Annotated in this window: 21 protein-coding genes; 7 read left to right on the top strand and 14 right to left on the bottom strand. The window is 35.9% G+C overall.

Translation table 11 applies throughout. From position 1 onward, the window contains the following. Positions 1 to 71 precede the first annotated feature (71 nt). The 3 genes from hemB to hemA all read right to left on the bottom strand — a co-directional run bounded on the left by hemB (position 72) and on the right by hemA (position 4,692). The gene (hemB, locus tag ACFOUY_RS06915) at positions 72 to 1,040 is read right to left on the bottom strand and encodes a porphobilinogen synthase (protein ID WP_378959755.1); all 969 of its coding nucleotides are present in this window, start codon (positions 1,038 to 1,040) and stop codon (positions 72 to 74) included. Between the two features lie 373 nt (positions 1,041 to 1,413). Further along, positions 1,414 to 2,994, bottom strand: coding sequence for a hydroxymethylbilane synthase (gene hemC / locus ACFOUY_RS06910; RefSeq protein WP_378959754.1), 1,581 nt, complete (start codon positions 2,992 to 2,994; stop codon positions 1,414 to 1,416). 471 nt (positions 2,995 to 3,465) lie between these two features. After that, on the bottom strand, positions 3,466 to 4,692 hold the full coding sequence (hemA, locus tag ACFOUY_RS06905) for a glutamyl-tRNA reductase (protein WP_378959753.1): 1,227 nt from the start codon (positions 4,690 to 4,692) through the stop codon (positions 3,466 to 3,468). Positions 4,693 to 4,795: 103 nt separating this feature from the next. Here hemA and ACFOUY_RS06900 point away from each other — a divergent pair, with 103 nt between their 5' ends. Continuing rightward, positions 4,796 to 5,188 (top strand): DoxX family protein, encoded by a 393-nt coding sequence (locus ACFOUY_RS06900; protein WP_378959752.1) that lies wholly within the window; start codon positions 4,796 to 4,798, stop codon positions 5,186 to 5,188. A gap of 474 nt (positions 5,189 to 5,662) precedes the next feature. On the opposite strand, the gene ACFOUY_RS06895 is transcribed toward ACFOUY_RS06900, so the two are convergent. Next, complete coding sequence (locus tag ACFOUY_RS06895; protein ID WP_378959751.1) at positions 5,663 to 5,821, bottom strand: YtxH domain-containing protein; 159 nt, start codon at positions 5,819 to 5,821, stop codon at positions 5,663 to 5,665. A gap of 58 nt (positions 5,822 to 5,879) precedes the next feature. On the opposite strand from ACFOUY_RS06895, the gene ACFOUY_RS06890 reads away from it, so the two are divergent. After that, positions 5,880 to 6,704, top strand: coding sequence for an alpha/beta hydrolase family protein (locus ACFOUY_RS06890; RefSeq protein WP_378959750.1), 825 nt, complete (start codon positions 5,880 to 5,882; stop codon positions 6,702 to 6,704). A gap of 134 nt (positions 6,705 to 6,838) precedes the next feature. Here the strand turns inward: ACFOUY_RS06890 and ACFOUY_RS06885 are convergent, their stop codons facing one another. The 6 genes from ACFOUY_RS06885 to ACFOUY_RS06860 form a co-directional block, all read right to left on the bottom strand. Further along, positions 6,839 to 8,113, bottom strand: a complete 1,275-nt coding sequence (locus ACFOUY_RS06885) for a mechanosensitive ion channel family protein (RefSeq protein WP_378959749.1) — start codon at positions 8,111 to 8,113, stop codon at positions 6,839 to 6,841. A 142-nt stretch (positions 8,114 to 8,255) separates the two neighbouring features. Next, positions 8,256 to 10,247, bottom strand: a complete 1,992-nt coding sequence (gene ispG / locus ACFOUY_RS06880; RefSeq protein WP_378959748.1) for a (E)-4-hydroxy-3-methylbut-2-enyl-diphosphate synthase — start codon at positions 10,245 to 10,247, stop codon at positions 8,256 to 8,258. Between the two features lie 129 nt (positions 10,248 to 10,376). Further along, positions 10,377 to 10,988 carry an RDD family protein gene (locus tag ACFOUY_RS06875; protein WP_378959746.1) on the bottom strand — a complete coding sequence of 204 codons (612 nt, stop codon included), beginning with the start codon at positions 10,986 to 10,988 and terminating at the stop codon, positions 10,377 to 10,379. Positions 10,989 to 11,069: 81 nt separating this feature from the next. Further along, on the bottom strand, positions 11,070 to 12,041 hold the full coding sequence (locus ACFOUY_RS06870; RefSeq protein ID WP_378959745.1) for a LiaF transmembrane domain-containing protein: 972 nt from the start codon (positions 12,039 to 12,041) through the stop codon (positions 11,070 to 11,072). Between the two features lie 5 nt (positions 12,042 to 12,046). Beyond that, positions 12,047 to 12,727, bottom strand: coding sequence for a PspC domain-containing protein (locus tag ACFOUY_RS06865; protein WP_378959744.1), 681 nt, complete (start codon positions 12,725 to 12,727; stop codon positions 12,047 to 12,049). Positions 12,728 to 12,746: 19 nt separating this feature from the next. Then, positions 12,747 to 13,436 (bottom strand): SDR family oxidoreductase, encoded by a 690-nt coding sequence (locus tag ACFOUY_RS06860; protein ID WP_378959743.1) that lies wholly within the window; start codon positions 13,434 to 13,436, stop codon positions 12,747 to 12,749. Positions 13,437 to 13,583: 147 nt separating this feature from the next. Between ACFOUY_RS06860 and ACFOUY_RS06855 the strand changes: the two genes are divergently transcribed. From ACFOUY_RS06855 to ACFOUY_RS06840, 4 genes are all read left to right on the top strand, one after another. Next, the gene (locus ACFOUY_RS06855) at positions 13,584 to 14,318 is read left to right on the top strand and encodes an MlaE family ABC transporter permease (RefSeq protein WP_378959742.1); all 735 of its coding nucleotides are present in this window, start codon (positions 13,584 to 13,586) and stop codon (positions 14,316 to 14,318) included. Then, a complete protein-coding gene (locus ACFOUY_RS06850; RefSeq protein ID WP_378959741.1) occupies positions 14,318 to 15,070 on the top strand; it encodes an ABC transporter ATP-binding protein in 753 nt (250 codons plus the stop codon). The genes ACFOUY_RS06855 and ACFOUY_RS06850 overlap by 1 nt, the downstream gene beginning before the upstream one ends. A gap of 109 nt (positions 15,071 to 15,179) precedes the next feature. After that, the gene (locus tag ACFOUY_RS06845) at positions 15,180 to 16,061 is read left to right on the top strand and encodes a class I SAM-dependent methyltransferase (RefSeq protein ID WP_378959740.1); all 882 of its coding nucleotides are present in this window, start codon (positions 15,180 to 15,182) and stop codon (positions 16,059 to 16,061) included. A 102-nt stretch (positions 16,062 to 16,163) separates the two neighbouring features. Further along, positions 16,164 to 17,210: a hypothetical protein gene (locus ACFOUY_RS06840; protein ID WP_378959739.1), complete on the top strand. Its 1,047-nt coding sequence runs from the start codon at positions 16,164 to 16,166 to the stop codon at positions 17,208 to 17,210. A gap of 111 nt (positions 17,211 to 17,321) precedes the next feature. On the opposite strand, the gene ACFOUY_RS06835 is transcribed toward ACFOUY_RS06840, so the two are convergent. Continuing rightward, positions 17,322 to 17,972, bottom strand: a complete 651-nt coding sequence (locus ACFOUY_RS06835) for a DUF1349 domain-containing protein (protein WP_378959738.1) — start codon at positions 17,970 to 17,972, stop codon at positions 17,322 to 17,324. 94 nt (positions 17,973 to 18,066) lie between these two features. Here ACFOUY_RS06835 and ACFOUY_RS06830 point away from each other — a divergent pair, with 94 nt between their 5' ends. Continuing rightward, the gene (locus ACFOUY_RS06830) at positions 18,067 to 18,831 is read left to right on the top strand and encodes a response regulator transcription factor (RefSeq protein WP_378959737.1); all 765 of its coding nucleotides are present in this window, start codon (positions 18,067 to 18,069) and stop codon (positions 18,829 to 18,831) included. 7 nt (positions 18,832 to 18,838) lie between these two features. On the opposite strand, the gene ACFOUY_RS06825 is transcribed toward ACFOUY_RS06830, so the two are convergent. The 3 genes from ACFOUY_RS06825 to ACFOUY_RS06815 all read right to left on the bottom strand — a co-directional run bounded on the left by ACFOUY_RS06825 (position 18,839) and on the right by ACFOUY_RS06815 (position 23,843). Further along, complete coding sequence (locus tag ACFOUY_RS06825; RefSeq protein WP_378959736.1) at positions 18,839 to 19,927, bottom strand: acyl-CoA dehydrogenase family protein; 1,089 nt, start codon at positions 19,925 to 19,927, stop codon at positions 18,839 to 18,841. Between the two features lie 12 nt (positions 19,928 to 19,939). After that, the gene (gene pnuC / locus ACFOUY_RS06820) at positions 19,940 to 20,560 is read right to left on the bottom strand and encodes a nicotinamide riboside transporter PnuC (protein ID WP_378959735.1); all 621 of its coding nucleotides are present in this window, start codon (positions 20,558 to 20,560) and stop codon (positions 19,940 to 19,942) included. 388 nt (positions 20,561 to 20,948) lie between these two features. After that, positions 20,949 to 23,843 (bottom strand): DNA gyrase/topoisomerase IV subunit A, encoded by a 2,895-nt coding sequence (locus ACFOUY_RS06815; protein ID WP_378959734.1) that lies wholly within the window; start codon positions 23,841 to 23,843, stop codon positions 20,949 to 20,951. Between the last annotated feature and the right edge of the window lie 22 nt (positions 23,844 to 23,865).

Raw genomic sequence — 23,865 nt, 5'->3', positions numbered from 1 at the left:
AAAGCTTTAAGCGAAAAGTTAAGCGCTGTAAAAATCGCTTTGGTCTTTCGGCTTTAAGCTTCCAGCTCAAATTATATCCAGTCGTTATTTAAAATATCTTTAATATGGTAAGTGGTAATAATACTTGCTCCGGCCCTTGCAAAAGCATGCATCGTTTCCATTACTACTTTTTGTTCATCAATCCAGCCACGTTCTGCGGCCGCTTTAACCATCGAGTATTCGCCCGATACATTATAAACTGCAATTGGCAAATTAGTATCTTGTTTCAAACGTTGAATAATATCCAAATACGCTAATCCAGGTTTTACCATTAAAACATCGGCACCTTCTTGTTCATCCAATTGTGCTTCACGCAAAGCTTCCAAAGGGTTTCTGAAATCCATTTGATAAGCTTTTCTATCGCCTTTACTTGGTGCGCAATCTGCTGCTTCTCTAAAGGGACCATAATAAGCTGATGCAAACTTTGTAGCATGACTCATAATGGCAGCATTCACGAAGCCGTTTTCATCCAATAAATTACGCATCGCTTCAATTCTACCGTCCATCATATCAGAGGGGGCAAACATATCTGCACCAGCTTGCGCATGTGTTAAAGCCATTTTCGCAATTACATCAACCGTTTTATCATTTTGAACGTAATCGTTCTCCATAATTCCGCAATGTCCGTGAGTGGTATAAGAACAAACGCAAACATCAGTAATTACATATAAATCTTCACCGAATTGTTTTTTCAACTCACGCACTGCTGTCGGAACCAAAGATTGGTCGTGATATGCCGATTTTGCATCGGCTGATTTTTCATCTCCAACACCAAAAAGCATAATTTTATTCAAGCCTTTTTTCATCCCTGCCTCAACATCCTTAACCAAAGTATCAACCGAATAATGGTTTACACCTGGCATAGCATCAATTGCATGGGTCACATTCGTTCCTGGCACCACAAAATATGGGTACACAAACATATCTTTCGATAGTCGGGTTTCGGCTACCATCTCTCTAACCAACGGGTTTTTCCTTAATCTTCTCGGACGATGTAACATTTTTTTGTCAAGTATTTAGTATCAAGTATCAAGACTTGAAAATTGTATTAATTGTTAGAGCGCTTTAATTCGTGTCTTCACGAAAATTTTCTTTTATTTTATATTGAAAAGCAGTTTCAGTAGTTCTTCGGTTGCTGTAGTCCCGCTTTTCGTTACAAGCTTTTACCCCTAAATCCCCTGAAGGGGACTTGGTAAAAGTACTTCCACTTCAATCGGGTTTAGATCGGTTAGTTTCGTACTTCTATAATAGAAACCACCCCCAACTCCTCCTTGAAAATAAGGAGGGGAGTTTACCCTCAAAGTTCTAGAAACAAACCGATTACGGTTTACTTTTCTCTTCGCTTTGCTCTTTCAGCTTTAGTCTTTAACCTTTCTACCTAATTTCTATTCCAAAAACCGCTTCCGACAATCCAATTTCATCAGGCGAATAGGGCAAAGCATACTTCACGCCCATTTCGTCGAATTTCTTACCTGTAGAATTCCCTATCGCAATAACCTGCTGACCAGGTTCCAATAAATTATCAGCGAAATAGGCATCAACATTAGATGGGCTCGTAAAAATTAAAACATCAGCATAACTTTGGTCTATATTTTCTTCTATTACCGTTTCGTAGATAGGTAAATCAATGATTTTAGAATCTGCAGGTAAAGATTTTTGAATCGATTGCAAAGAATCCTGCGCTCTTGGAAATAAAATATTCTTCCCTGAAACCAGTTTCGCAAAATCTTCGGCCACTTCAGTGATGTCGCCACTTGCACCTACGAAATTTGCAAAATGACCAAACTTGCGCAATGCGTCTTCCGAACCTCTTCCCACAACCCCAAACTGTGTTTTTTTAGGTAACTGAGGTTTAAGATTAAAGAAATACTCCACACTGTTACGACTGCTGAAGAAAATCCAATCGATATTTTTTAAAATAAACTGGTCTAAAACCGTTACAATTGGGAAAGTACGAATTAACGAACGCCCCTCAATTTCTATATTTTTACTTTCTAAAGCTTTGCGAAAATAACTGTGCTCTCCAATTTCGCGAGAAATAAAAACCTTTGCAGGTTTCTTTCTTTCCTTATCAAACTTAGCAACAATCCTTTCTGCCAAACCATCAGTAGTTTCCGAGCGCAAAAATAAACGCTCTGGGAAATCCTCTGCAGTTTCTGCTTTTGAAGTCCACACTTCGAACTCGCCATCTTCTTTTTTGCAATAACAACCTAAAGGCATGTGGCAACCGCCCTCAAAAAGATTTAAAACCTTACGTTCTACACCAACTTCTTCGGCTGTTGCAGGGTCGTGTAAAGTTTGTAGCGCATCAAAAAGTTCATTGTCGTTTTCCCTTATTTGAATGGCTAATGCACCTTGAGCCGGTGCCGGAACAAATTCTGTTGGTTCTAATTCTTCTACATGAAATTCACTTACATCTAAACCTAAGCGTTTAATACCTGCTTTAGCCAACATAATTGCATCGTAATCTTCATCTCTTAGTTTCTGAATGCGAGTTGGAACATTTCCGCGTAAATCTTCAATCTCTAAATCAGAACGCAAGCCTAAAAGCTGTGCTTTTCTTCTGTTTGAAGAAGTGCCAACCATGGCTCCTTTTTTTAAAGAAAGTTTTTGAGAAACATCTACACAATCTTTCAAAATCAACAAATATTCCGTTGCCTCTTCGCGTGGAGGAATGGCTGCAATGGTTAAGCCAGCAGGATGGTTGGTTGGCAAATCTTTTAAGCAATGAACTGCCAAATCGATTGTACCTGCTAAAAGCTCTTCTTCCAATTCTTTGGTAAAAAAACCTTTGCCTTCCAATTTATCTAAACGTAAATTCAGGATTTTATCGCCCTGTGTTTTAATGATTTTTATTTCTGCTTCAATTCCTATGGCTGCTAACTCATTTTGAATATGATTAGCCTGCCATAAAGCAAGTTCGCTACCGCGTGTTCCGATGGTTAATTTCTTCACTATAAACTTTTAATGAGCTGCAAATTTAAGTTTAATTTGCTTTATACCATGAATTGTTTAAAAATGCGACAGTGAGGTTACAGAGATGTTAATTTATCCGCTGGCCGAGGGCGGCTTTTCCACTTTTCCTAGATAAAAAGTGGGGCAAAAACCGAGTATTTTTTGCGAACTCATGAAGGCCATTAAAAACAATTAACACCTATGAATAATCAAGGCTTGCTACTGATTTGCTAAAAAGCTCTTCAAATTGCTATTGAAAATAATTTTTTTAGTTTTTCCCTCCTTACAAAGCTAAGCACAGCTTAAAATTATTTTGTTCAGTGGTTTTAAGGATTGATACCGCTAACGATTTCAATGCTTTTTCCTCAAATCAGCATGAAGCCTGCTTCATTCCTCGGCAAGCTAGATATGAAATATAGGATTTTGCTTGGCGGTCTTTGCGCCTAAACTTTGTGAACTTTGCGGTTAACGCTAAGATTGATTAACCAAAATTTCTTTAGCCATAATCATTGGAACACTGATGCATTTTTTCTCCATATAGTTCATTACACGCTCCAAAACCTCACGAGATACTTCATCCATTTGACTAATTTCATCAGCAAATACACCGTTCATAGCGGTATTTTTGATTTCCTTAATCTTACGTGGAACCTCTTGCATCGCTAATTCGATGCGACGTTGTTTTAAAACGGTAAAAAATTCAGTAATGTTATTGCTAATGATTTCTTCGGCATGAACCAACTCGTTGTAACGTTCTTGAATATTTTTGCGAGCAACTTCTTTTAAAGATTCTACCTCGATATAGTGAATTGGGTTGTTGTGAATAACGGCCGCAGCAACATCATTGGGAATAGCCAAATCTACAATTACCTTTTTGCCAGTGTCGCCGTTAAGCAATTTAGCGTAAAGTTCTTCGGTAATTACTGGCTCGGTAGAGCCTGTGCAAGTTATAATTACATCAAAACCCTCTGTGAAATTCTCCAGCACCTCTAAATCATAAGCTTTACCATTTAACTCTTCGGCTAAAGTCTCAGCTTTTGAAAGCGTGCGGTTGAAAATAGAGAAGTTTGAATATTTATGTTTATTAAGATACTTTGCAATATTTTGGTTGGTTTCGCCAGCACCAATAATTAAAATGCGTGAATTGCCACACATATTTAATTCTTTCAGTTTACGATAAGCCAATGAAACTACTGAAACTGGATTTTTTGCAATGTTAGTGTGAGTGTAAACTTCTTTCGCTGTTTTAACCACTCTATCCATAATCATACGCAAATAATCGCCCGTGAAACCTGCGTCGCGACAGTTTTCGTAAGCTTTACGTATTTGAGCAAGGATTTCCTTTTCGCCAACCACCAAACTTTCTAAAGAACAAGATGTTCTTAAAAGATGATTAAAAGCTTCTTCATTTTCGAAAACCGTAACATTATCAAGGAAACGCTCCATAAATTCTGGAGGCAAACCCATATCTAAAACGGTAAGGAATTTAGTAACGAATTCTTTGTCGGTTTTTTCTTTAGTAAGAAAAACAAACTCAACGCGATTACACGTACCAATGTAGAAAATTTCGCTAACAGGAAGTTTTGCTTGAAGATTCTTCAACCTGCTATCTAAACTCTGATCACAAATAACTAATTTCCCTAAAGATTTCAGGTCGATGTGGTGATGCGTAAAAGCTATTACTTTTAAATATTCCAAGTGCTCCGTTATTAACTATTATCGGGATACAAAAGTAACATGGTTAGGGCATGTCACCGTCATTAATCTGTAATTTACATCAATTTAGAACGGTTTTAAATAAATGCAAAACACTGACAAACTATCCACAACATTTAAAATTCTTTTATGGATTTATGCCCTATTCTACGTTCTAGCAGGCTTTAATCATTTTGTATCGACCGAAGGTTATTATGCTATTATGCCAGAATGGTTGCCTTCTCACAAATTTTTAATTTACTTATCCGGCATTTTAGAAATTGCTTTTGGTATTATGCTGCTTTTTTCGCGAAGCAGAAAATTGGCTGCGTGGCTAATTATCTTGATGCTTTTAGCCTTTATGCCTGCTCATATTTACATGATTCAGAAAGCGCCATTTATGTTAAAGTCAATCGAAATTACACCGCTTATTGCATGGGTTCGGATTCCTTTTCAAGCACTATTTATTTGGTTGGCATGGATTTACACTAAAAGATAAAGGATTATTTGGAAAGCAATTACATTAATTTTGGTAAATGTTAGTCCCGCTTTTTGTTTCAATGTTATTAAGGTTTGTCATGCTCCAAAAATCGTCTTTGCGAGGAGGAACGACGTGGCAATCTTTTTCATTAATATAGCAAAAAGTATTCACGTCAATCCCGCTTAAGTAAAATAAAACTATGCTCGAAACCACAAAAACCACCCCGAGCAACCACTCCTTGAAAATAAGAAGGGGAATTGCAAAGTACCTACCTGCAAATCGTTAAACAAATTTTCAATTCTTTAAAAACTTTCCGAAGAATCTGCATAAGGAATTCAGCAAAACAGAGCTTTAGGTTTTGTTCCGAGAGAAACACCAACCATACTAAAGAAAGTTTTCTATAATACCAAAAAACAGGTAAACCTTAACCTTTACCTGTTTTTCACCTATTGTAAATTACTTTTTATTATCCTCATTTGAGGTTAAATCTTCCTATTTATCCTCAGCTACTCCTTTCAATTCTTCAGCTTTATCTTTTATTTCATCAAAGGTATCTTCAGCTTTATCTTTAAATTCGTTTAATTTACCTTTTAAATCATCGAAAAATCCATTTTCGGATTCTTGGTTTGGGGTTTGATTTTCTGTAGTCATTTCTTTATATTTTTAAAAGAAAGACAAACTTTGTACCACTAGATATTGTTAAAAAAATATGATAGCACAAAACGATTTTAGCATTAGTGGTTCAGACGGAAAATTAATTATTGGAGACATCACTTATGATGATAAAAATCCTAATAAGCCAATTGTACTTTTTGTTCATGGTTTTAAGGGATTTAAAGATTGGGGTGCGCATAATTTAGTTGCCAACTATTTTGCTGCTAACGGTTATCGTTATATCAAATTCAATTTCTCTTATGGTGGCGTGCCTTCAGATAACCCAAAAGATATAACTGACTTAGAAGCTTTCGCTGCGAATACTTTTTCTAAAGAATTGTACGATTTAAATGCCGTGCTCCATTACATTGAAAAAGCTTATGGAAAAGAAACACCAATTAATTTGATTGGCCATAGTCGTGGTGGTGGACTATCAATTATCGAAGCAGCAAACGACTTAAGAGTAAATAAACTGATAACCTGGAGTTCGATTACAGATTTTGCAAGCCTGTGGAAAAAAGAACAAGAAGCAGAATGGCTAAAAACTGGGAAAATCTTTGTTACCAATGCTCGCACAAAAGAGCAGATGCCTTTAAATAAAACTTTATTAGAAGATTTAAACGAAAACGCTGAAATGCTGAACATTTTAAATGCAGCAAAACTCATTAATATCCCTTGGCTAATTGTTCAAGGAGATGATGATATAAACGTTCCTTTCGAAAACGCACAGAAGTTAGCAGATGCAAATCCAGGTAGCAGATTGGCAAAAATTGAAGGAGCAAATCATGTTTATGGTGCATCGCAACCTTATGAGAATGAAACCTTACCGCCACTTTTATTTAAAGTTTGTGAAAAGTGTTTATTGTTTTTGGGGGAGTAATTTAGGGCGTTTGATACATTAATTTTAAACCTTTTGCTCACTCTGAACTAGGAAGCGATTTCATCAAATAGTTCAGCTAAAGTTAGATTGCTATCTAGCTGGCGGTGAGGGCCGTCCTAAGGTTCCAAATTGCACTAATCATGCCCTCTCCCCACAAAACCTCGCATGTCACTTCCACTTGGGCTTTGAAAAATCTCTAAATCAAAATAAGGAACCGCAGCAAGCAAATGGTCGAAAATATCTGCTGCCACCTCTTCAAATTTCTTTAAAGCTTTTTCTTTAGAGAATACATAAATTTCTATTGGCAAACCATTTTCTGTTGCCTGTAACTGGCGCACCATAAAGGTTAAGTCGGTATTGATGTTAGGATTGCTTTCCAAATATTTCTCCGCATAAACACGGAAAGTACCAATATTAGTCATATGTATACCGTTAACTAAATTATTAGGATTTACTGTGTTTCCTGCATTAAAAGCAGCAATTTTCAGCTGTGTTTCTTTTAGATAATCCTTTAAAAAGTCGATGCTTTGCAAGCGAGTAATTAATTCTTCATCGCAGAATTTAATACTCGAAATTTTAATATTAATGTGACGTTTTATTCTTCTGCCCTCACTTTCTTCCATAGCTCGCCAATTTTTAAACGATTCACTTACTATTGCATAACTGGGTACAATGGTTACTGTTTTGTCCCAGTTTCGAACTTTAATTGTAGTTAAGTTGATTTCGGTTACCTCACCATCAGCACCGTATTTCTCTACTGTAATCCAGTCGCCAACACGAACCAAATCAATAGCACTCATTTGTACCGATGCCACAAAACCTAGAATTGGATCGCGAAAAACCAAAATGAATACAGCAGTAACAGCACCAAAGCCTCCAAAAACATACAGCGGCGATTGGTTTAAGATGATAGATAAAATCAGTACAAAGCCTAAAATATAAATGATGATCTTAGCCACCTGCTTATAGCTTCTAATAGGTTTATCTGCATATTTTCGCGAAGTTTCCATAATGGAAACAAGTGCATTTAGAAAAGCATTTATTGCAAACATGGTCGCTAAAACCACATATATTTTAGAAAAAATTAGGGCATAAAAAAGCCAGTTTTTAAAATCAATAAAAACATGTGGAACAACGTTATAGATAATATAAGCTCCAAAAATCAAAGCAAAGGCTCTAAAAACGCGAAACTCAAAAAGCGCACTTTGCCAGTCAGATTTTGTTTTGGCACTTTTTACTACACCAATAAAAACTTGCCTGGTAACAAATATGCTAACAAACAAAAACAGTGTAACGCCAATAAGACCAATTATGAAATAAGAGTAAACTAAGGTGCTACCTGTTAAACCTTGTTCAATTAAGAGTTTTCGTAATTCGTTAAATATGGATTGAAACTCCAATAGATTCATAAGAGCAATTTAAGATTTATGGATTAGAAATTATGAAGTGCTTCGAAAAGTGCATTATACATCTTGTCATATTGCACTTGTCGAAACATTATCAATATTTAAGGTTCTTCGACAAGCTCAGAATGATAAACCAAAAACATTATTAACCTTTCTCTACCCAGTTCCCATCATTTTTGATGATATCAATCAACTCATCTAAAGCATACGCAGTGGTTACATTTTTCTTAACAACTTCCTGACCGCGGTACAAAGTAATTTTATCAGGACCCGTACCTACATAACCATAATCCGCATCGGCCATTTCACCGGGACCATTTACAATGCAGCCCATTATGCCAATTTTCAGACCCTTCAAGTGATCGGTTCGAGAACGGATAAGTTGAGTGGTTTCCTGTAAATCGAAAAGTGTTCTGCCACAACTCGGACAAGAAATATATTCAGTTTTACTTATGCGTGTACGTGTAGCTTGTAAAATCCCGAAACTTGTAGAATTGATTAAGGCCAAATTATGACCTTTTGCATCAACCCATATTCCATCGCCAAAACCATCTGTAAATAAAGCACCTAAATCAGTTGCTGAATAAAGCATTAAAGTATCTGCATCTAAATCCTGATAAGTTCTTTTGATGATAACCGGAATTTGAATATTCTGCTCTTGTAAAGCCACAAAAAAAGCTCTTTGTTCGGCCATTCCATGAGTTGCAGAAGTTTTTAGAATCAAAATTGTTGAATTGCTTAATTGTTGAATCGCTGAAACATTAAATTCTTTTGCATCAATTTCAACAAAGTTTAAAGCACTATCTTTCACATCAGCATTGCTAAATTGTTCAAAAGAAAATAGTGGATGGGAGTTATTTTTATCCTTTAAACTTAACCAGGTTTTATAATTATAAACTTGTTTTAGATTCCCAGGGAAAGAAAATGAAGGTAAATTATCACCCAAGAAAGCTAAATCGCAAGCTTGGTCAGCTAAATTATATTTATCTAAACCAGCGCTGTAATTGTAACCCGCCGAACTTAAAAAATATGGGTCTTTTAGGTTTTCTTTTGAAACATCAATCATAACTATAGGATGATGTTGCCCGCCAATATGCTGAACAGCCTCAGTGTTTCTTCTAGAATAAGCGTAAGGAGAATAAGTTTTAATGGACGATGTTTGATGAAAAATGGATGATGTATTTTCAGGCTCCCGAATTATGGCTTTTAACTTTTCACTTTCAACTCTTTCGACATATCTATCTGCCAGCGCCTTAGCTACTGGCGCTTCAAATTCAGGGTCTTCAGTTAAGGAAACACGAATTGTATCACCCAAACCATCTTCCAATAAAGTTCCAATACCAACAGCCGATTTAATCCGACCATCTTCGCCATCACCAGCTTCGGTAACCCCAAGGTGCAAAGGATAGTTCATTCCTTCTTTTACCATAGTTTCTACAAGCAAACGGTATGCCTGAACCATTACCTGCGTGTTACTGGCTTTCATAGAAATAACCAGATTATAATAGTTTTCGGCCTCGCACATGCGAATAAATTCCATTGCAGATTCGACCATACCACGAGGAGTATCGCCATAATGGCTCATAATCCTATCAGAAAGCGAACCGTGATTGGTTCCGATACGCATCGCTGTACCATATTCTTTACAGATTTTAATCAACGGAATAAATTTTTTGTTGATCCTTTCTAACTCAGCTGTATAAGCGTCTTGTGTATATTCAAGATTTTCGAATTTCTTCTTATCTGCGTAGTTACCAGGGTTTACACGAACTTTTTCCACTATTCTTGCCGCCATTTCAGCAGCATTTGGTGTAAAATGAATATCAGCAATCAATGGAACATCATATCCGCGATAGCGTAATTCCTTTTTAATATTGGCTAAATTTTCGGCTTCCTTTATGCTTGGAGCAGTAATACGAACATACTCGCAACCCGATTCTACCATGCGAATGGTTTGCTCAACCGTTCCGATGGTATCCATAGTGTCGGTAGTTGTCATCGATTGAATGCGAATTGGATTATGACCACCTAAGGCAATATCTCCAATTTTCACTTCTCGAGTTAAAAACCTAGAATAAGTGGTTAAATTGTTGCAATAACCACCTGCTAAATCATGCTTTACCGATATATTTTCCATGCGACTGCAAAGATAAGCTAAATGTTTAATTGTTAAATTGATGAATTGTTAAATTGTTTGTTTCCATTTACGATGAGAGTAATAATGTGCAAGCAACTTTAATTTGTAATTCACTCAATCCTTCATGCTTTATATCAACCTGTCTTTTATCACCAAAGTATCTGCAGCTATATCGTGCCAACATTGATTTTTTTTATTTAGAAAACTATAGAAATAACCAAAGAAAACAGGGATTACAGAAAAGATTTTAGCAAAATTTCTGCCTAAAGATTTACCAAAAGAAATAGGGCTGCCTTCTAAATCTGTAACTTTTATATTAACCAACCGCTTTCCAATTGTTGCCTGGCTTTTAGTTGATTCGGCGATGCTGCCATAGATAAGTTTGAAAATAAAAATTGAAGGCAATGGTACCAAGAAAACCATAAGGCGTGTATCCTTTCCTTCAACAAAAATAAAACTCACTAAAATAATAGCGCAATAGATTAAAAAAATAAAGAAGTGATCGATAACCGAGGCCAGCAATCTCAAATCAAAAGATGCGAAATACTGAGGTGCAGTTTTCTGGTAACTGAAACCCAAAAGCTCACGCAATTCGGGAATTGCATGAGCTTCTTTATAATCGTCCATTCCAGGTTTTCGTATAAATGTATTTGGCTTAATATTTAAATTGTTAAGCTCAGCTAAATTATACGGCCCTTGTGGTTTTCCATTAATAACTACTGTATATTCTTCTGGGTTCATTACTATTTAATGATTTTAGGTTTATTTATTAGGTATGGCCAAGTAAAGCCTTAAACCTCGCATTTAAACCTTCAACCTTTCTTAATATCTACTCACCTCAAAGCTACTCAATCCACCATCTAAATTAATAAAGATTTTTTTTGCAGCGCTTTTATAATTTGAAGTTTGATAAACACCATCGCTGATTTTATCAAATCCAGAGAAATCTTTGGCAGATAGACCCGTTTTAGTCTTAATTATACAACCAGAACCTTCCGGGATTTTTATTTTTACTTCTGCAACACCAGATTTTACAATCACATCTGTAATTGGTAATAAATCGCCAATTTTTATATCCATTGATGCTGCTCCACCATCAAAGCGGAAAGTACGAACTTTATAATCAGCAAAATCAAAATCAGCTTCACCAGCGCCTAACTTCATATTGATAGTCCATTCTGGTAATTTATTCAATTTGAAATCTACATCATTTCCACCATCATTAAAATTCCATTTATTCTTTTTATCACCCATTTTAAAATTTAAAACGGTTGTGCTATCGGTAGTTTGCTTGGTTAAAGAAAAGTTTCCATGTTTTTTCTTTACATCTGCATTTATTAAATCAGCTGTTTCACCATCAAGGTTAAAAGAAACGCCGCCACCAGAAATATTTAAAATCGTTTTTTTAGCGCTATCAATTGCAACCAGTGGTTCAGATAATCTTAATTGATTGAAAGCGGTATCATTGCTTTCATCATCATTATCGTTATCATCTAAATTAATATCGATATCTTTTTTTAAATTATTTCCCCACCACGAGTTACGATTAGGTTCTTGTTGCCCCTTAAAGAAAAGGAATGATAAAGTAACAACCAAAACAGCAATCGAAATTACACTACCAGTTTGAGAGTTATTTTTATTAAAAAGAATATTTACACCAGCAATAATTAAGAACACTGGCCAAAAATGCCATACGTTACGCCAGTAAAATTCGATTACGCCAAAGTTTTCCAGTAAGAGTACTCCGCCAATAAAGAGCAGTAAAATACCCCAAATTAATCTATCTAGTTTCATAATATTTATACTTGAGGGTTATTAGGTGTTGAATTATTTTCGTCTTTCGGAAATTGAGTTTCTTCAACAACCACTGCATCCGTTACAGTTTCTGTTTTTGGTTCTTCTGCAGCTTGTTGATTTTGAAAAGCCGCCCATTCATTTTTTCTTTTCGATTTAGCAATGATGCTAATACCCAAAACAATAAATATTACTGGCCAAAAGTTTCTAAATCTAAACCAATCAGGTATAAAATCAAGCTCTCTCATTAAAAAGAAGCACCCAATCACCAATAAAACCAAACCGCCTATTGTTCGCCCAGTATCGTTTGGCTTGCTGAATTTACTAAAATCGGCCTGCGTTTCAAATGGTGTCTTCTGTGTATCATTTATAGGCTGTGACCAATTTGTGTTACCAGAACCAACTGGTCCAGAAAAAGGATTTGGATTTCCAAATGGCTGTGCATTTGGGTTGTTTTTATTAAAGTAGTCGTTAAATTTAGAGAATTTTGCTGCCGGGTCATTATTAACCGGAACAATTATCCACATAATTATATAGGCTACCAAGCCACCTCCAGCCATAAATATGGCCGATAATGCAAACAATAATCTAACTATGGTTACCTCTACCTGCATGTAATCTGCAAGCCCCGAAGCCACACCCGCAATCATCTTATCGTGTTCGTTTCTAAAAAGCTTCTTTTCCATAACGCTGTTCATTTTGTGTTTAAAAATCCAGCGGAGTGATTAGCACCTCATCAACATTTACCCCTTTACTTAAGTTTAAAATGGTAAATAGCGTTTCTGCAATATCTTCGGGTTGTACAAATTTTTCATCAGGAATTGTTGTTCCTTCCCAGGATGAAGTTTTGGTTGAACCCGGCAAAAAGGCAGTTACTTTTACTTGGTGTGGAGCTAATTCTTGCCGCAATACATTATTAAGACTTAACATCGCTGCTTTTGTTACACTATAACTGCCCCCATTTTTTACAGGTGCTTTACTGGCTACCGAACATATGTTAAATATATGCCCACGCTTCTCCGAACGCATTTTCTTACCATAAAACTTACTAATGTAGTAACCAGCATTTACGTTAATACTTTGTTGTTTTTCAAAGGCTTCATCTTCTTCATCAAGCATACTTCCTGGTAAAAAAGCGCCAACATTGTTTACTAAAACATCGGCAAAGCCAAATTCGTTTTCATTAGCATTTAAAAATTTATAAACCTCTTCTTTAATCCCGCAATCAACAGCATAAATTAAAATCTTTCTGCCAGTTACAAACAATTCATCCCGAAGTTTTTCCAGTTCCATTTTATTTCTGGCTACAAGAGCCAAATTGAAACCTTTCTCCCATAGCTTAATCGCTATAGCTCTGCCAATTCCTCTTGTTGCTCCGGTTATTACAGCATTCATAATTTTATGGTTTAATTTTTGTAAGCAAAAAACCATATTTATATTTAAAACCACGAATATTTTTGCAATTAACAAAGCCCTACAACTTTTTTATCGTTTCTTTGTAGTATATAATATAAGACATTTAAATTAAGTAACCCATACGGAATGAATTTTACCAATTTCGGCAGGTACATACTGCTACTCAAATCTGTATTCAGAAAGCCGGAAAAACTGAAGATATATCTTAAGGAAATCGCGAAACAGATGGATTACGTCGGCGTTGGTTCATTAGGACTAATCGCTATTATTTCAACTTTCATTGGTGCGGTAATGACTTTGCAAATTGCTTTCCAGTTGGTAAGTGATTTCATTCCAAAAACAATTATCGGTTCTGTAAACCGAGATTCGAGTATTTTGGAGTTAAGCCCAACCATTAGTGCAATCGTTCTGGCTGGCAAAATCGGTTCAGCCATTTCATCAGAAATTGGCTCTATGCGTGTTACCGAGCAAATTGATGCTTTGGAAATTATGGGTATTAATGCACCAGGTTATTTAATTCTTCCAAAAATTATTTCGGGCATAACTATGGTACCAATGTTGGTTATCATTTCTATGTTTTTAAGTATTACTGGTGGTTACATTGGCGGTTCTATATCTGGCGCGGTAACGCCTGCAGAATACATACAGGGTATTACAACAGACTTTAACCCATATACAATCGTCGTTGCTCTGGTAAAAGCGTTTGTTTTTGGCTTTATCATTACATCCGTTCCGGCCTACGAAGGTTTTTATGTTAGAGGAGGTGCTTTAGAAGTTTCTCAGGCAAGTACTAGGGCAGTTGTAATTAGCTGTATTTCCATTCTTGTTTGCGATTATTTAGTAACTCAATTATTATTGTAATGATAGAGATTAAAGATATTTATAAATCATTTTCTGGAAACGATGTTTTACAAGGAATTTCCGGAAAGTTTGAAGAAGGCGTAACCAATCTTATCATCGGCGGTTCTGGTTCGGGTAAAACAACATTACTTAAATGTATGGTTGGTTTGCATCAGCCAGATTCTGGTTCTGTGTTATACGATGGACGCGATTTTACACCCATGACCTATGAACAACGTATTGATGTTCGTAAAGAAATTGGTATGCTTTTTCAAGGATCTGCACTTTTTGATAGTATGACTGTGCAAGACAACATTATGTTTCCTTTAAATATGTTTACCAATCAAACTAGAAGTGAAAAAATAGATCGTGTAAACTTTTGTCTTGAACGCGTTAACCTCGCTGGTAAAAACGACTTATTTCCTGCCGAATTATCGGGCGGTATGAAAAAACGAGTAGGAATTGCACGAGCAATTTCTATGAATCCGAAATACTTATTTTGTGATGAACCTAATTCAGGATTAGATCCAAAAACATCTATCGTAATTGATGAATTAATTCAGGAATTAACTGAAGAATATAAAACCACCACAATTGTAGTAACCCACGATATGAACTCGGTAATGGGTATTGGAGATTATATTGTGTTTTTACACGAAGGAAAAAAATTCTGGGAAGGTAGTAATAAAGAAATTGCACACACAGATATTAAAGAACTTAACGACTTCGTATTCGCCAGCCGTTTTATGAAAGCAGCAAAAGATAAGTTTTAATAAAATTCTTATATTTAATTTAATAAAAGCCATCGTCATTGCGAGGCACGAAGATATCTTTCTGAACAGATTGCTTCGTGCCTCGCAGTGACGATTTACATAATAACACATGATACAATTACTTGCCCCGACCCATTGGAAAGATTACGAATTAATTGATTGCGGGGATTTTGAAAAACTAGAACGTTTTGGAAATGTTATTTTAATCAGACCAGAGCCACAAGCCGTTTGGAAAAAAACATTATCAGAACAAGAATGGAAAAAAACTGCCAATATAACTTTCCGTGGTCGTTCGGCTACATCAGGCGAATGGGTTAAAAAAAACTTATCGATTCCAGACCGCTGGCATGTAGAATACAAAAATGATGATGTAGCCATTAAACTTCGGTTGGGCTTAACTTCTTTTAAACATGTTGGTGTTTTTCCTGAGCAAGCTGTTAACTGGGATTTTATCTCTTCATCGATTAAAAAATTTAAAACGCCACAACCAAAAGTTTTAAATCTTTTTGCATATACAGGAGCGGCATCATTAATTGCAAATGCAGCCGGGGCAGAAACCACACACGTAGATTCTATAAAACAAGTGGTTTCCTGGGCAAATGAAAACCAAGAACTTTCTGGCTTAAAAAATACCCGTTGGATGGTGGAAGACGCTTTGAAATTTGTTAAAAAAGAACTTAAAAGAGGTAAAAAATATAACGGTATTATTCTTGATCCTCCAGCATACGGTCACGGGCCAAATGGCGAAAAGTGGAAACTTGAAGATCACATTCAAGAGATGATGCAAGATGTTGTTCAGCTTTTAGATGAAAAAGAACATTTTTTAATATTGAACACCTACTCTTTAGGATTTTCTTCCGTTATTGTAGAAAATTTAATTCGCACATCATTCCCTAGCGTTAAAAATTTAGAAACCGGTGAATTGTATCTTCAAGCTACAGCAGGCATTAAACTTCCTTTGGGTGTCTTTGGCAAATTCTGCAATGTGTAAATGTTGATTACTTTATTTTGAACTATGGGTTTTCAATCCTACTTTCATGTACTAACAGATTCGGAAAAACTGCTTAAACATTAACTATCTATAAATAATTCTATGAAATTTCCTCAATTGGCGGGCACTCTAATACTTGGTTTTGCCGCAATCAGCTTATTTGCTAACTGTAATTCGGATGGCAAAAGCGGTGGCATTGGCAAAATCTTTTCTGCTGATACAACAAAAAAGAAAACAGACTCTACAGCAAATGTAATGAAACCTGTTGATCCTAAGTTATACGATTCTTTAGTTCGTAAATTAGCTAATGGCGATACAACAGGCAAATGGCCAGTGAAAAACCAACCGATTCCTTTGACTGGAGCCATTTTACCTTTTAAACGCATTGTTGTTTATTATGGCAACTTACACTCTAAAAAAATGGGAGCTCTTGGGGAATATGCTCCAAAAGAAATGTGGCAACGCTTAAACGCAGAAGTTAAGCGTTGGGAAAAGGCAGACCCATCTACACCAGTACAACCAGGTTTGCACTACATAGCAGCGGTTGCCAGCGGCACAGCAGGCAGAGATGGAAAATACATAAATCGAATGGCGAATAAGCAAATTGATTCAGTATTAAAAATTGCTAAAATGCAGCCAAACACTATAGTATTTTTAGACTTGCAAGTTGCATTGAGTACAATAAAAGCAGAATTACCTCATATAGAAAAGTATTTACAATTGCCTTATGTTCATTTAGGTATCGACCCAGAATTTTCTATGAAGGATGGTTCTTTACCTGGTAAAAAAATCGGAACTTATGATGCGGCAGATATTAATTATGTAACAGGATATTTAGCAGATATGGTTAAAAAATATAATCTGCCTCCAAAAGTATTCGTTTTACACCGTTTTACTAAAAAAATGGTAACCAACTCTCAAAGCATTAAACTTCGTCCGGAAGTTCAGGTTGTAATGCATATGGATGGTTGGGGTGAACCTGAATTGAAAAAAGGAACCTACCGTCATTTTATACAAGGCGAACCCGTTCAGTTTACAGGTTTCAAATTATTTTACAAAAACGATTTGAAGAAAGACCCAAAACGTTTAATGACGCCGGAAGAGTTGTTAAAACTAACACCAAAACCGATATATATTCAATATCAATAATATTAAAAATTAAGCTATAAATTAAAGCGTTCCAATGCAAATCGGAACGCTTTTTCTTTAGGTTATTAACAATTAAACCTGATTTTCCATCAGTAGATGAATATTATAAAATTAGTTGCCGTTTTTCTTTAGCCATTCCAATCTCCTTTGATCGGACAAGTGCCTTACCTTAAACCCTTCAAATTTGGCATTAAAACCTTTTCCATCTGGACTGGCAGCCATTAAGCCAACCATTACAGGTATATTATCCTGAAGATTTGCATTCCTTAGCATCATGTAAGTTTTATCATCATAAGAATAAAATACTTCTACAGCATCTAATCTTCTAACTGCTTTTATCCATATAAATGGAGGCGATTTATCTAACGTTGTTACACTCCAGTCGCTGGTTTTATGCGTTACAACTGTGCTTAAATTATATTTTCCATCAACAAATTCAATCCCTGTTTTTATATAGTTCTCATGGTCAATCCTCAGCATTAGACCCATTTGATCAAATCGAGCCTTGTAATCTCCAGTTATTTTTACTTTAGCTTCAAACTCTCCTCCATAAGTTGTATAATAAAATGGAGCATCATCAACTGTAAAGCCGTAATGTGAGATTCGCCAGTAATCGCTTTGAGGTGTGACAAACATATTTAATGTATTATTTTTTATTTCCCATTTCTCGGGTTCGTTAAACCACTGCATTTTTTCGAGGCTTTGAGCAAAACCTTTTTGTACCAATGTAATTGCAAGGATGCTTAAAATAAATTTCTTCATTCGTTCTTTGAGTTAATAACCATAATTATATTTACTTCAACAAAGGTAAACCACCGTAAGCGGGCAGTCAATACTGATAAATAACCATACAAATATGAATATTGTAAATACACTGAACGAAAAACTGCTTAGCCAGATTTTTAACGATGATGCGACCAAAACCATAAGTTTAGCACATTACCAGTACACCGCATTTATGTATTCGCAAATAGAGAACTCAATTGCTGTACTCAGCGATATGAAAGCAAACAAAAGTTACCTTTATAACGGAAGCGTAGCTAAAGAATTAGCCCTATCTGCAAATGACAATTCGGAAGAAATAAATTCGATTTGGGAAGAGGAAATTTTCAGTAAAATACATCCAGATGACTTACTTGACAAACATTTGCTTGAATTGCAGTTCTTTAATATGATTAAAAGCATCCCTATTTTAGAAAGGGGAAATTATCATGTTAGCAGCAGAATTAGAATAATTAATTCATCGGGAAAATATATTTTTATTAAACATAGAATGTTTTATGTTTCGAGTTTACCAAACGGCAGTTTATGGTTAGCACTTTGTTTATACAATTTTCTAGATGATGAATTTTCACTTGAAAAACCAGACCGAGCAATTGTAAATTCTGCTACAGGTCAAATTATAAAAGCTGATAATCAAAAATCAGTTAATATTTTATCACTACGCGAAAAAGAAATCTTGCAACTGATAAGAAAAGGCAAAATGAGCAAAGAAATTGCCGGTATATTCTCCATAAGTATTAATACAGTAAATAGACATCGCCAAAATATATTGGAGAAATTAAGAGTAAATAACTCGCATGAAGCGTGCCGAATAGCGGAGCTTATGCATCTAATTTAATAAAAACTTAGCTTTCAAAAGTTAGCAAAGCATGCTGACTAGCTGTATGGATATCTCTCCAAACCCGGTTGATTTCTGAATCTTTTTTAGCTGCTTCTAGCCCGCAATAAGGAAAGAGTGTATCTGCTGCTCTTCTGCAAGCATGAGCCAGCTTACGACTAACTGAACTTACTTCCGCTAATTTCTTCTCGTCAATAATTTTATTTTCGAGCAACTGTTCCCAAGACTCATCAAAGGATTTATAAAATTCTGTTTTTAAACTTTCAACTTCGCCCTTACATCTATTAAGCTCTGAAGTAAAAAACTCGATTTGTGCCTCATTATATCTCTTTAAACCCGAACGATTTAAAAACAAGTCCTCCACCAAACGGATAAAATGATTCACCATACCTAAACTATTTACTGCAAGGGTTGTTTCAGCCAGCTGTAAAAACGGATAATCAAAACCCTGGTCGGCAACCTTGATATCGTTATTGATTTTAAAAGTTCGGTTGACTGGAACGACTAAGTTTTTAACTTCGAAAGCATGACTGCCTGTAGCAATTAATCCAAAATAAGACCAGCCCGGTAAAATTTCTACTTCATCTTTTTTAAGAATGAACGACATCACTTTAGGGTTTCCATCCTGATCTAATATATCTGATTCATCTTCATTCTTGAGCAGACAATTTGCGGTAAAAATAGTTGCGTGTAAAGCGCCACTAGCATATTTCCAATGGCCATTAATTAGATAGCCATTTCTAGTTTTTACAGCTATGCCACCCACTGCCCCACTTCCGGCGAAACAAACTTTCCTATCTGCAAATACTTCTCCTGCTAACTCTGGCGCTAAAAAACCAGCAAACCAGGCAGCGCCTGCACAAAGAGTAATTGTCCAGCCTAAACTGCCATCGGCTTCTGCAAGCTCTTCTTCTAAACGCAAAATTTCTGGTAGTTTTTTCCCTGCACCGCTATAAATCTCCGGAACAAAGAGCTTGAACCAGTTTTCCTGATAAGCCTGCTCTAAAATTTCTGGATGTAACTGCCCCATCTCTTCTGAGAGATGAGCATATTCATCTACTTTTTGTTGCCAAGTTTGTGTTATTATGTTTTCCATATATTTAAATGGCTATGCAGTTTTCAATTTTCTTTTTCCAATAATTTTTTTCCAATCCATAAAACCAAAAATGGCCACTACAAATAAAAATGTAGTTAAACATGCCATAAGCGGCAATTTTTTATGAAACAATAAAGGGATGGCAATAATGTTAGATATATTAAGAAAAATCCAGTTTTCTATTTTACGTTTAGCTAAGAGCCACATTCCTGCCCAAGCTGTAGAGGAAACAAACGCATCCAACAAAGGCACATCAGAATCTGTATGATTTCGCAAGACAAAATAAAATACCAAGAAACCAATTACAGATATTAGAATCGCAATTAACAGCTCCTTATTTGTACTCCATGAAACCTGATTTTCGCCATCTAATTTGCGTTTTTTCCAGATTACCCAACCATAAACACTCATTACTAAATAGTAGATACTAAGTAGCATTTCTGCATACAGCTTTACATTTAACAGTAAGAACATGGAAAGTAAAATAGAGACGATACCTGTCGGATACAGCCAAATATTATTTTTCTTAGCTAATAAGACCTCGGAAACGCCGAAACCAACCGCGAACCATTCGATTATTGAGGTGTGAAGAATTTGCTCTTTAAAGAGCCTGAACCAATCTTGAAAATTCATTTACAATACTTTTGCCAACGGCACAATAAAAAATAATTGAAAACTGTTTTCAGGGCGAAACAGCATTGTAAAATTTAACCTCTTCCCTACGCCGGCATTATCCGAATCAGGTGCATTTAAGGTTTAGGCTTTAGAGGCTTAGGGCTTAGGGTTTGACATTTGCAGAACCTTTTACCTTTCACCTTTTACCTTTCACCATAAAATGGGTATAATCTCAGCCTCCTGGCTACAACAGAAATTGCAGATTCAAAAAGCACCCCTTTGAGTAAGGCAAATATAGTTTTTAAAATGAAAGATTTTAATTTTTGTAAGGAAAATTGATTTGACTTTTTGCAATTGCGAGACACTTAAAGACTGCTTCGTGCCTCGCAATGATGAGTTGTATGTATTAAAACAAACCTAATTGTCCTTTGTCATCAATTTCGATATCGTTAGGATTGGTGATTTCAAAGTCGACTTTTTTAGCTGGTTTTTGCTCTGTATTAGGTTTTTCTTCAGCTTCTGGTTCGTCTTCTTTTGCAGCTTCTGGCTTAGAATCCGGCTTTTCTACTTTTGATTCTTCTACTATTTCAGGTTGAGACTTAGATTCTTCGCCTACCTTTTCTACATTTGGTTCTGTTTCTATTTTACTTTTAAATTTCGGCTTCGACTTTTCTTCAGCAGGCATTTCTTCAACTTTTTCAGCCTCAATAGCTTCAGCACTTATTTCATCTACCTCTGAATTTTCTTCTTCACCAGAAGTTTCGTTTCCACCATCTTCAATTTCTTCTGTTTCTTCAACCTCAATCTCAGGTTCTTCTAGAACCAATTTTTTTACTTCATGTGGCGATAAACGATTTCCGTTTGCTTTTAAACCCTTAACATCAATCAGTTCAGCAAGCATCAACTCTAAAGTTTCAGGAATTTGTGTTTTACCTTTTAAAACATCAATGATAATTTTTGCTGCAGGATTAGCCGTTAAATAAAGTAGTTTAGATTTCTGCTCTTCGCTAATAAATATTGTTTTTCTACCAATTGATTGAAGTTCAAAAACAAATCTTTTAATAAAATAGTTCTGCGCTTTCCCATCAAAATGAACCGCAGCAAAAACCTTTTCAGCATCAAATTTTTGAATTAATATTAATCCATCATCAAAGTGATTACTAAGTTCGAAAGAACTCAATTCATAATAACCATCTTTATGAACTTGTAAAATTCTATCATCGCCGTCGAATTCTCCAAGGTATTTCCCTCGTCCATCAACATTTAAGCGTTTAAGCAAATCATCGTACCAAATTTTCAATCCTGATAAGGTAGAAACGCCTTTACTTTTTAGTATGATTTTTTTAACCGGATATTTCGAAATAATATTCCCTTGAGAACCCCGACCTTTAATTGCCACCTCAGCAAAATCCTGATCGAACTGTAATTTACGAAGTTTAGAATGCGGTTTTAAAGACACGTTTACAATTTCAGCCTCGCCATTTGGATTAGCGGTGAAATATAAAACTTTTGAGCCTTTAGAGCCTTTGGTTAAATCGTATTCTTTATCTCGGGTAACGCCCACAACCGCGAAACGTTTTATGTAAGCAGTACCAGAAGCACCATCTTTATAAATCATATTATAAATAGTACGTTCGTCGCCTTTCTTAAAAACCTGCGCATGGATGATGCCCTTACCTACAAAAGTTTTATCAGCAACTTTGGTTATGATGCATTTTCCATCTTCGCGGAAAACAATTATTTCATCAATATCAGAACAATCAGCTACAAACTCATCTTTACGCAAGCCTGAACCAATAAAGCCGTCTTCACGATTCATATATAACTTAACGTTAGCCAAAGCGACTTTCGACGCCTCAACTCGGTCAAATAAACGAATTTCAGTTTTACGTTCGCGACCTTTTCCGTATTTATCTTTTAGTTTTTGATACCATGCAATTGCATAATCTGTTAGGTGCTTTAAGTGATTTTTAACCACTTTAATTTCATCTTCAAGATTTTTCATTTGCTCATCGGCCTTTTTCACATCAAAACGTGTGATGCTACTCATTGGCTTGTCAATCAATTTCTTGAAATCTTCTGGCAAAATTTCGCGGTAAAGCGATGGTTTAAATGGCTCAAACAATAAATGCAAAACCTCTACAACCTTATCAAAATTAGTTGAATTTTCATATTCAGGATTTTTATACATTCCTTCCTGAATAAATATTTTAAGCAAAGAACTAAAGAAAATCTTTTCCTGCAATTCGTGCAGACGAATCTCCAGCTCTCGTTTTAACAGATACTTTGTGTGTTTTGTATTTTCAATTAAGATATCATTCACACTCATAAAGTGTGGCTTATCGTTGTTGATTATACAAGTATTTGGGGAAATCGATACCTCGCAAGCCGTAAAAGCATAAAGCGCATCAATAGTTACATCTGGTGAAATACCTGGAGCCAAATGAACCACAATTTCTACATTGGCAGCCGTATTATCTTCGATTTTTTTGATTTTGATTTTACCTTTATCATTGGCAGATAAAATGCTATCGATTACAGAACCGGTGGTCGTACTAAAAGGAACTTCGGTAATAACTAAAGTCTTTTTATCTTTCTCGGTAATTTTAGCTCGAACACGAATTTTACCCCCACGCTGTCCTTCGTTGTAGTTCGAGAAATCGGCCATTCCCCCCGTAAAGAAATCGGGTAAAATATTCGGACGAACACCTTTTAAAGATTCTATTGAAGCATCGATTAACTCGATAAAGTTGTGCGGCATAACTTTGGTTGCCAAACCAACCGCAATACCTTCGGCACCTTGCGCTAATAACAGAGGGAATTTAACGGGTAAAGTTATCGGTTCGTTATTTCGTCCATCGTAACTTAACTGCCATTGAGTAGTATCAGGATTGAAGACAACTTCATTGGCAAATTTCGATAAACGGGCTTCAATGTAACGAGGTGCTGCTGCGCTATCGCCCGTAACAGGATCGCCCCAGTTACCCTGCATATCAATCAGTAAATCTTTCTGACCAATTTGCACCATTGCATCGCCAATCGAGGCATCACCATGTGGGTGATATTTCATCGTATTACCGATTACATTCGCCGCTTTATTGAAACGTCCATCGTCCATTTCCTTTAGCGAATGCATAATACGACGCTGCACGGGCTTCAAACCATCGTTAATGTGTGGAACCGCCCTATCCAGAATTACATAAGATGCATAATCGAGAAACCAATTTTCGTATAATCCGTTAATTGGTGTTATGGTGTGTTTATGTTCTTCGTTTAATTTAGGGTCTAATTCTTCACTCATTTATTTACAGAAATTGGCAGCC

Origin of the sequence: Pedobacter jamesrossensis, assembly GCF_042650905.1 — a bacterium.
Taxonomy (GTDB): domain Bacteria; phylum Bacteroidota; class Bacteroidia; order Sphingobacteriales; family Sphingobacteriaceae; genus Pedobacter; species Pedobacter jamesrossensis.
The sequence above is the reverse complement of the archived record's forward strand: the minus strand, read 5'-3'. Positions and strand labels throughout refer to the sequence as shown.

What these genes read in the sequence shown, in the direction of transcription:
- hemB (WP_378959755.1), bottom strand. Translation starts at nt 1,040, where the DNA reads ATGTTACATCGTCCGAGAAGATTAAGGAAAAACCCGTTGGTTAGAGAG.
- ACFOUY_RS06900 (WP_378959752.1), top strand. Translation starts at nt 4,796, where the DNA reads ATGCAAAACACTGACAAACTATCCACAACATTTAAAATTCTTTTATGG.
- ACFOUY_RS06895 (WP_378959751.1), bottom strand. Translation starts at nt 5,821, where the DNA reads ATGACTACAGAAAATCAAACCCCAAACCAAGAATCCGAAAATGGATTT.
- ACFOUY_RS06890 (WP_378959750.1), top strand. Translation starts at nt 5,880, where the DNA reads ATGATAGCACAAAACGATTTTAGCATTAGTGGTTCAGACGGAAAATTA.
- ACFOUY_RS06885 (WP_378959749.1), bottom strand. Translation starts at nt 8,113, where the DNA reads ATGAATCTATTGGAGTTTCAATCCATATTTAACGAATTACGAAAACTC.
- ispG (WP_378959748.1), bottom strand. Translation starts at nt 10,247, where the DNA reads ATGGAAAATATATCGGTAAAGCATGATTTAGCAGGTGGTTATTGCAAC.
- ACFOUY_RS06875 (WP_378959746.1), bottom strand. Translation starts at nt 10,988, where the DNA reads ATGAACCCAGAAGAATATACAGTAGTTATTAATGGAAAACCACAAGGG.
- ACFOUY_RS06870 (WP_378959745.1), bottom strand. Translation starts at nt 12,041, where the DNA reads ATGAAACTAGATAGATTAATTTGGGGTATTTTACTGCTCTTTATTGGC.
- ACFOUY_RS06865 (WP_378959744.1), bottom strand. Translation starts at nt 12,727, where the DNA reads ATGGAAAAGAAGCTTTTTAGAAACGAACACGATAAGATGATTGCGGGT.
- ACFOUY_RS06860 (WP_378959743.1), bottom strand. Translation starts at nt 13,436, where the DNA reads ATGAATGCTGTAATAACCGGAGCAACAAGAGGAATTGGCAGAGCTATA.
- ACFOUY_RS06855 (WP_378959742.1), top strand. Translation starts at nt 13,584, where the DNA reads ATGAATTTTACCAATTTCGGCAGGTACATACTGCTACTCAAATCTGTA.
- ACFOUY_RS06850 (WP_378959741.1), top strand. Translation starts at nt 14,318, where the DNA reads ATGATAGAGATTAAAGATATTTATAAATCATTTTCTGGAAACGATGTT.
- ACFOUY_RS06845 (WP_378959740.1), top strand. Translation starts at nt 15,180, where the DNA reads ATGATACAATTACTTGCCCCGACCCATTGGAAAGATTACGAATTAATT.
- ACFOUY_RS06840 (WP_378959739.1), top strand. Translation starts at nt 16,164, where the DNA reads ATGAAATTTCCTCAATTGGCGGGCACTCTAATACTTGGTTTTGCCGCA.
- ACFOUY_RS06835 (WP_378959738.1), bottom strand. Translation starts at nt 17,972, where the DNA reads ATGAAGAAATTTATTTTAAGCATCCTTGCAATTACATTGGTACAAAAA.
- ACFOUY_RS06830 (WP_378959737.1), top strand. Translation starts at nt 18,067, where the DNA reads ATGAATATTGTAAATACACTGAACGAAAAACTGCTTAGCCAGATTTTT.
- ACFOUY_RS06825 (WP_378959736.1), bottom strand. Translation starts at nt 19,927, where the DNA reads ATGGAAAACATAATAACACAAACTTGGCAACAAAAAGTAGATGAATAT.
- pnuC (WP_378959735.1), bottom strand. Translation starts at nt 20,560, where the DNA reads ATGAATTTTCAAGATTGGTTCAGGCTCTTTAAAGAGCAAATTCTTCAC.
- ACFOUY_RS06815 (WP_378959734.1), bottom strand. Translation starts at nt 23,843, where the DNA reads ATGAGTGAAGAATTAGACCCTAAATTAAACGAAGAACATAAACACACC.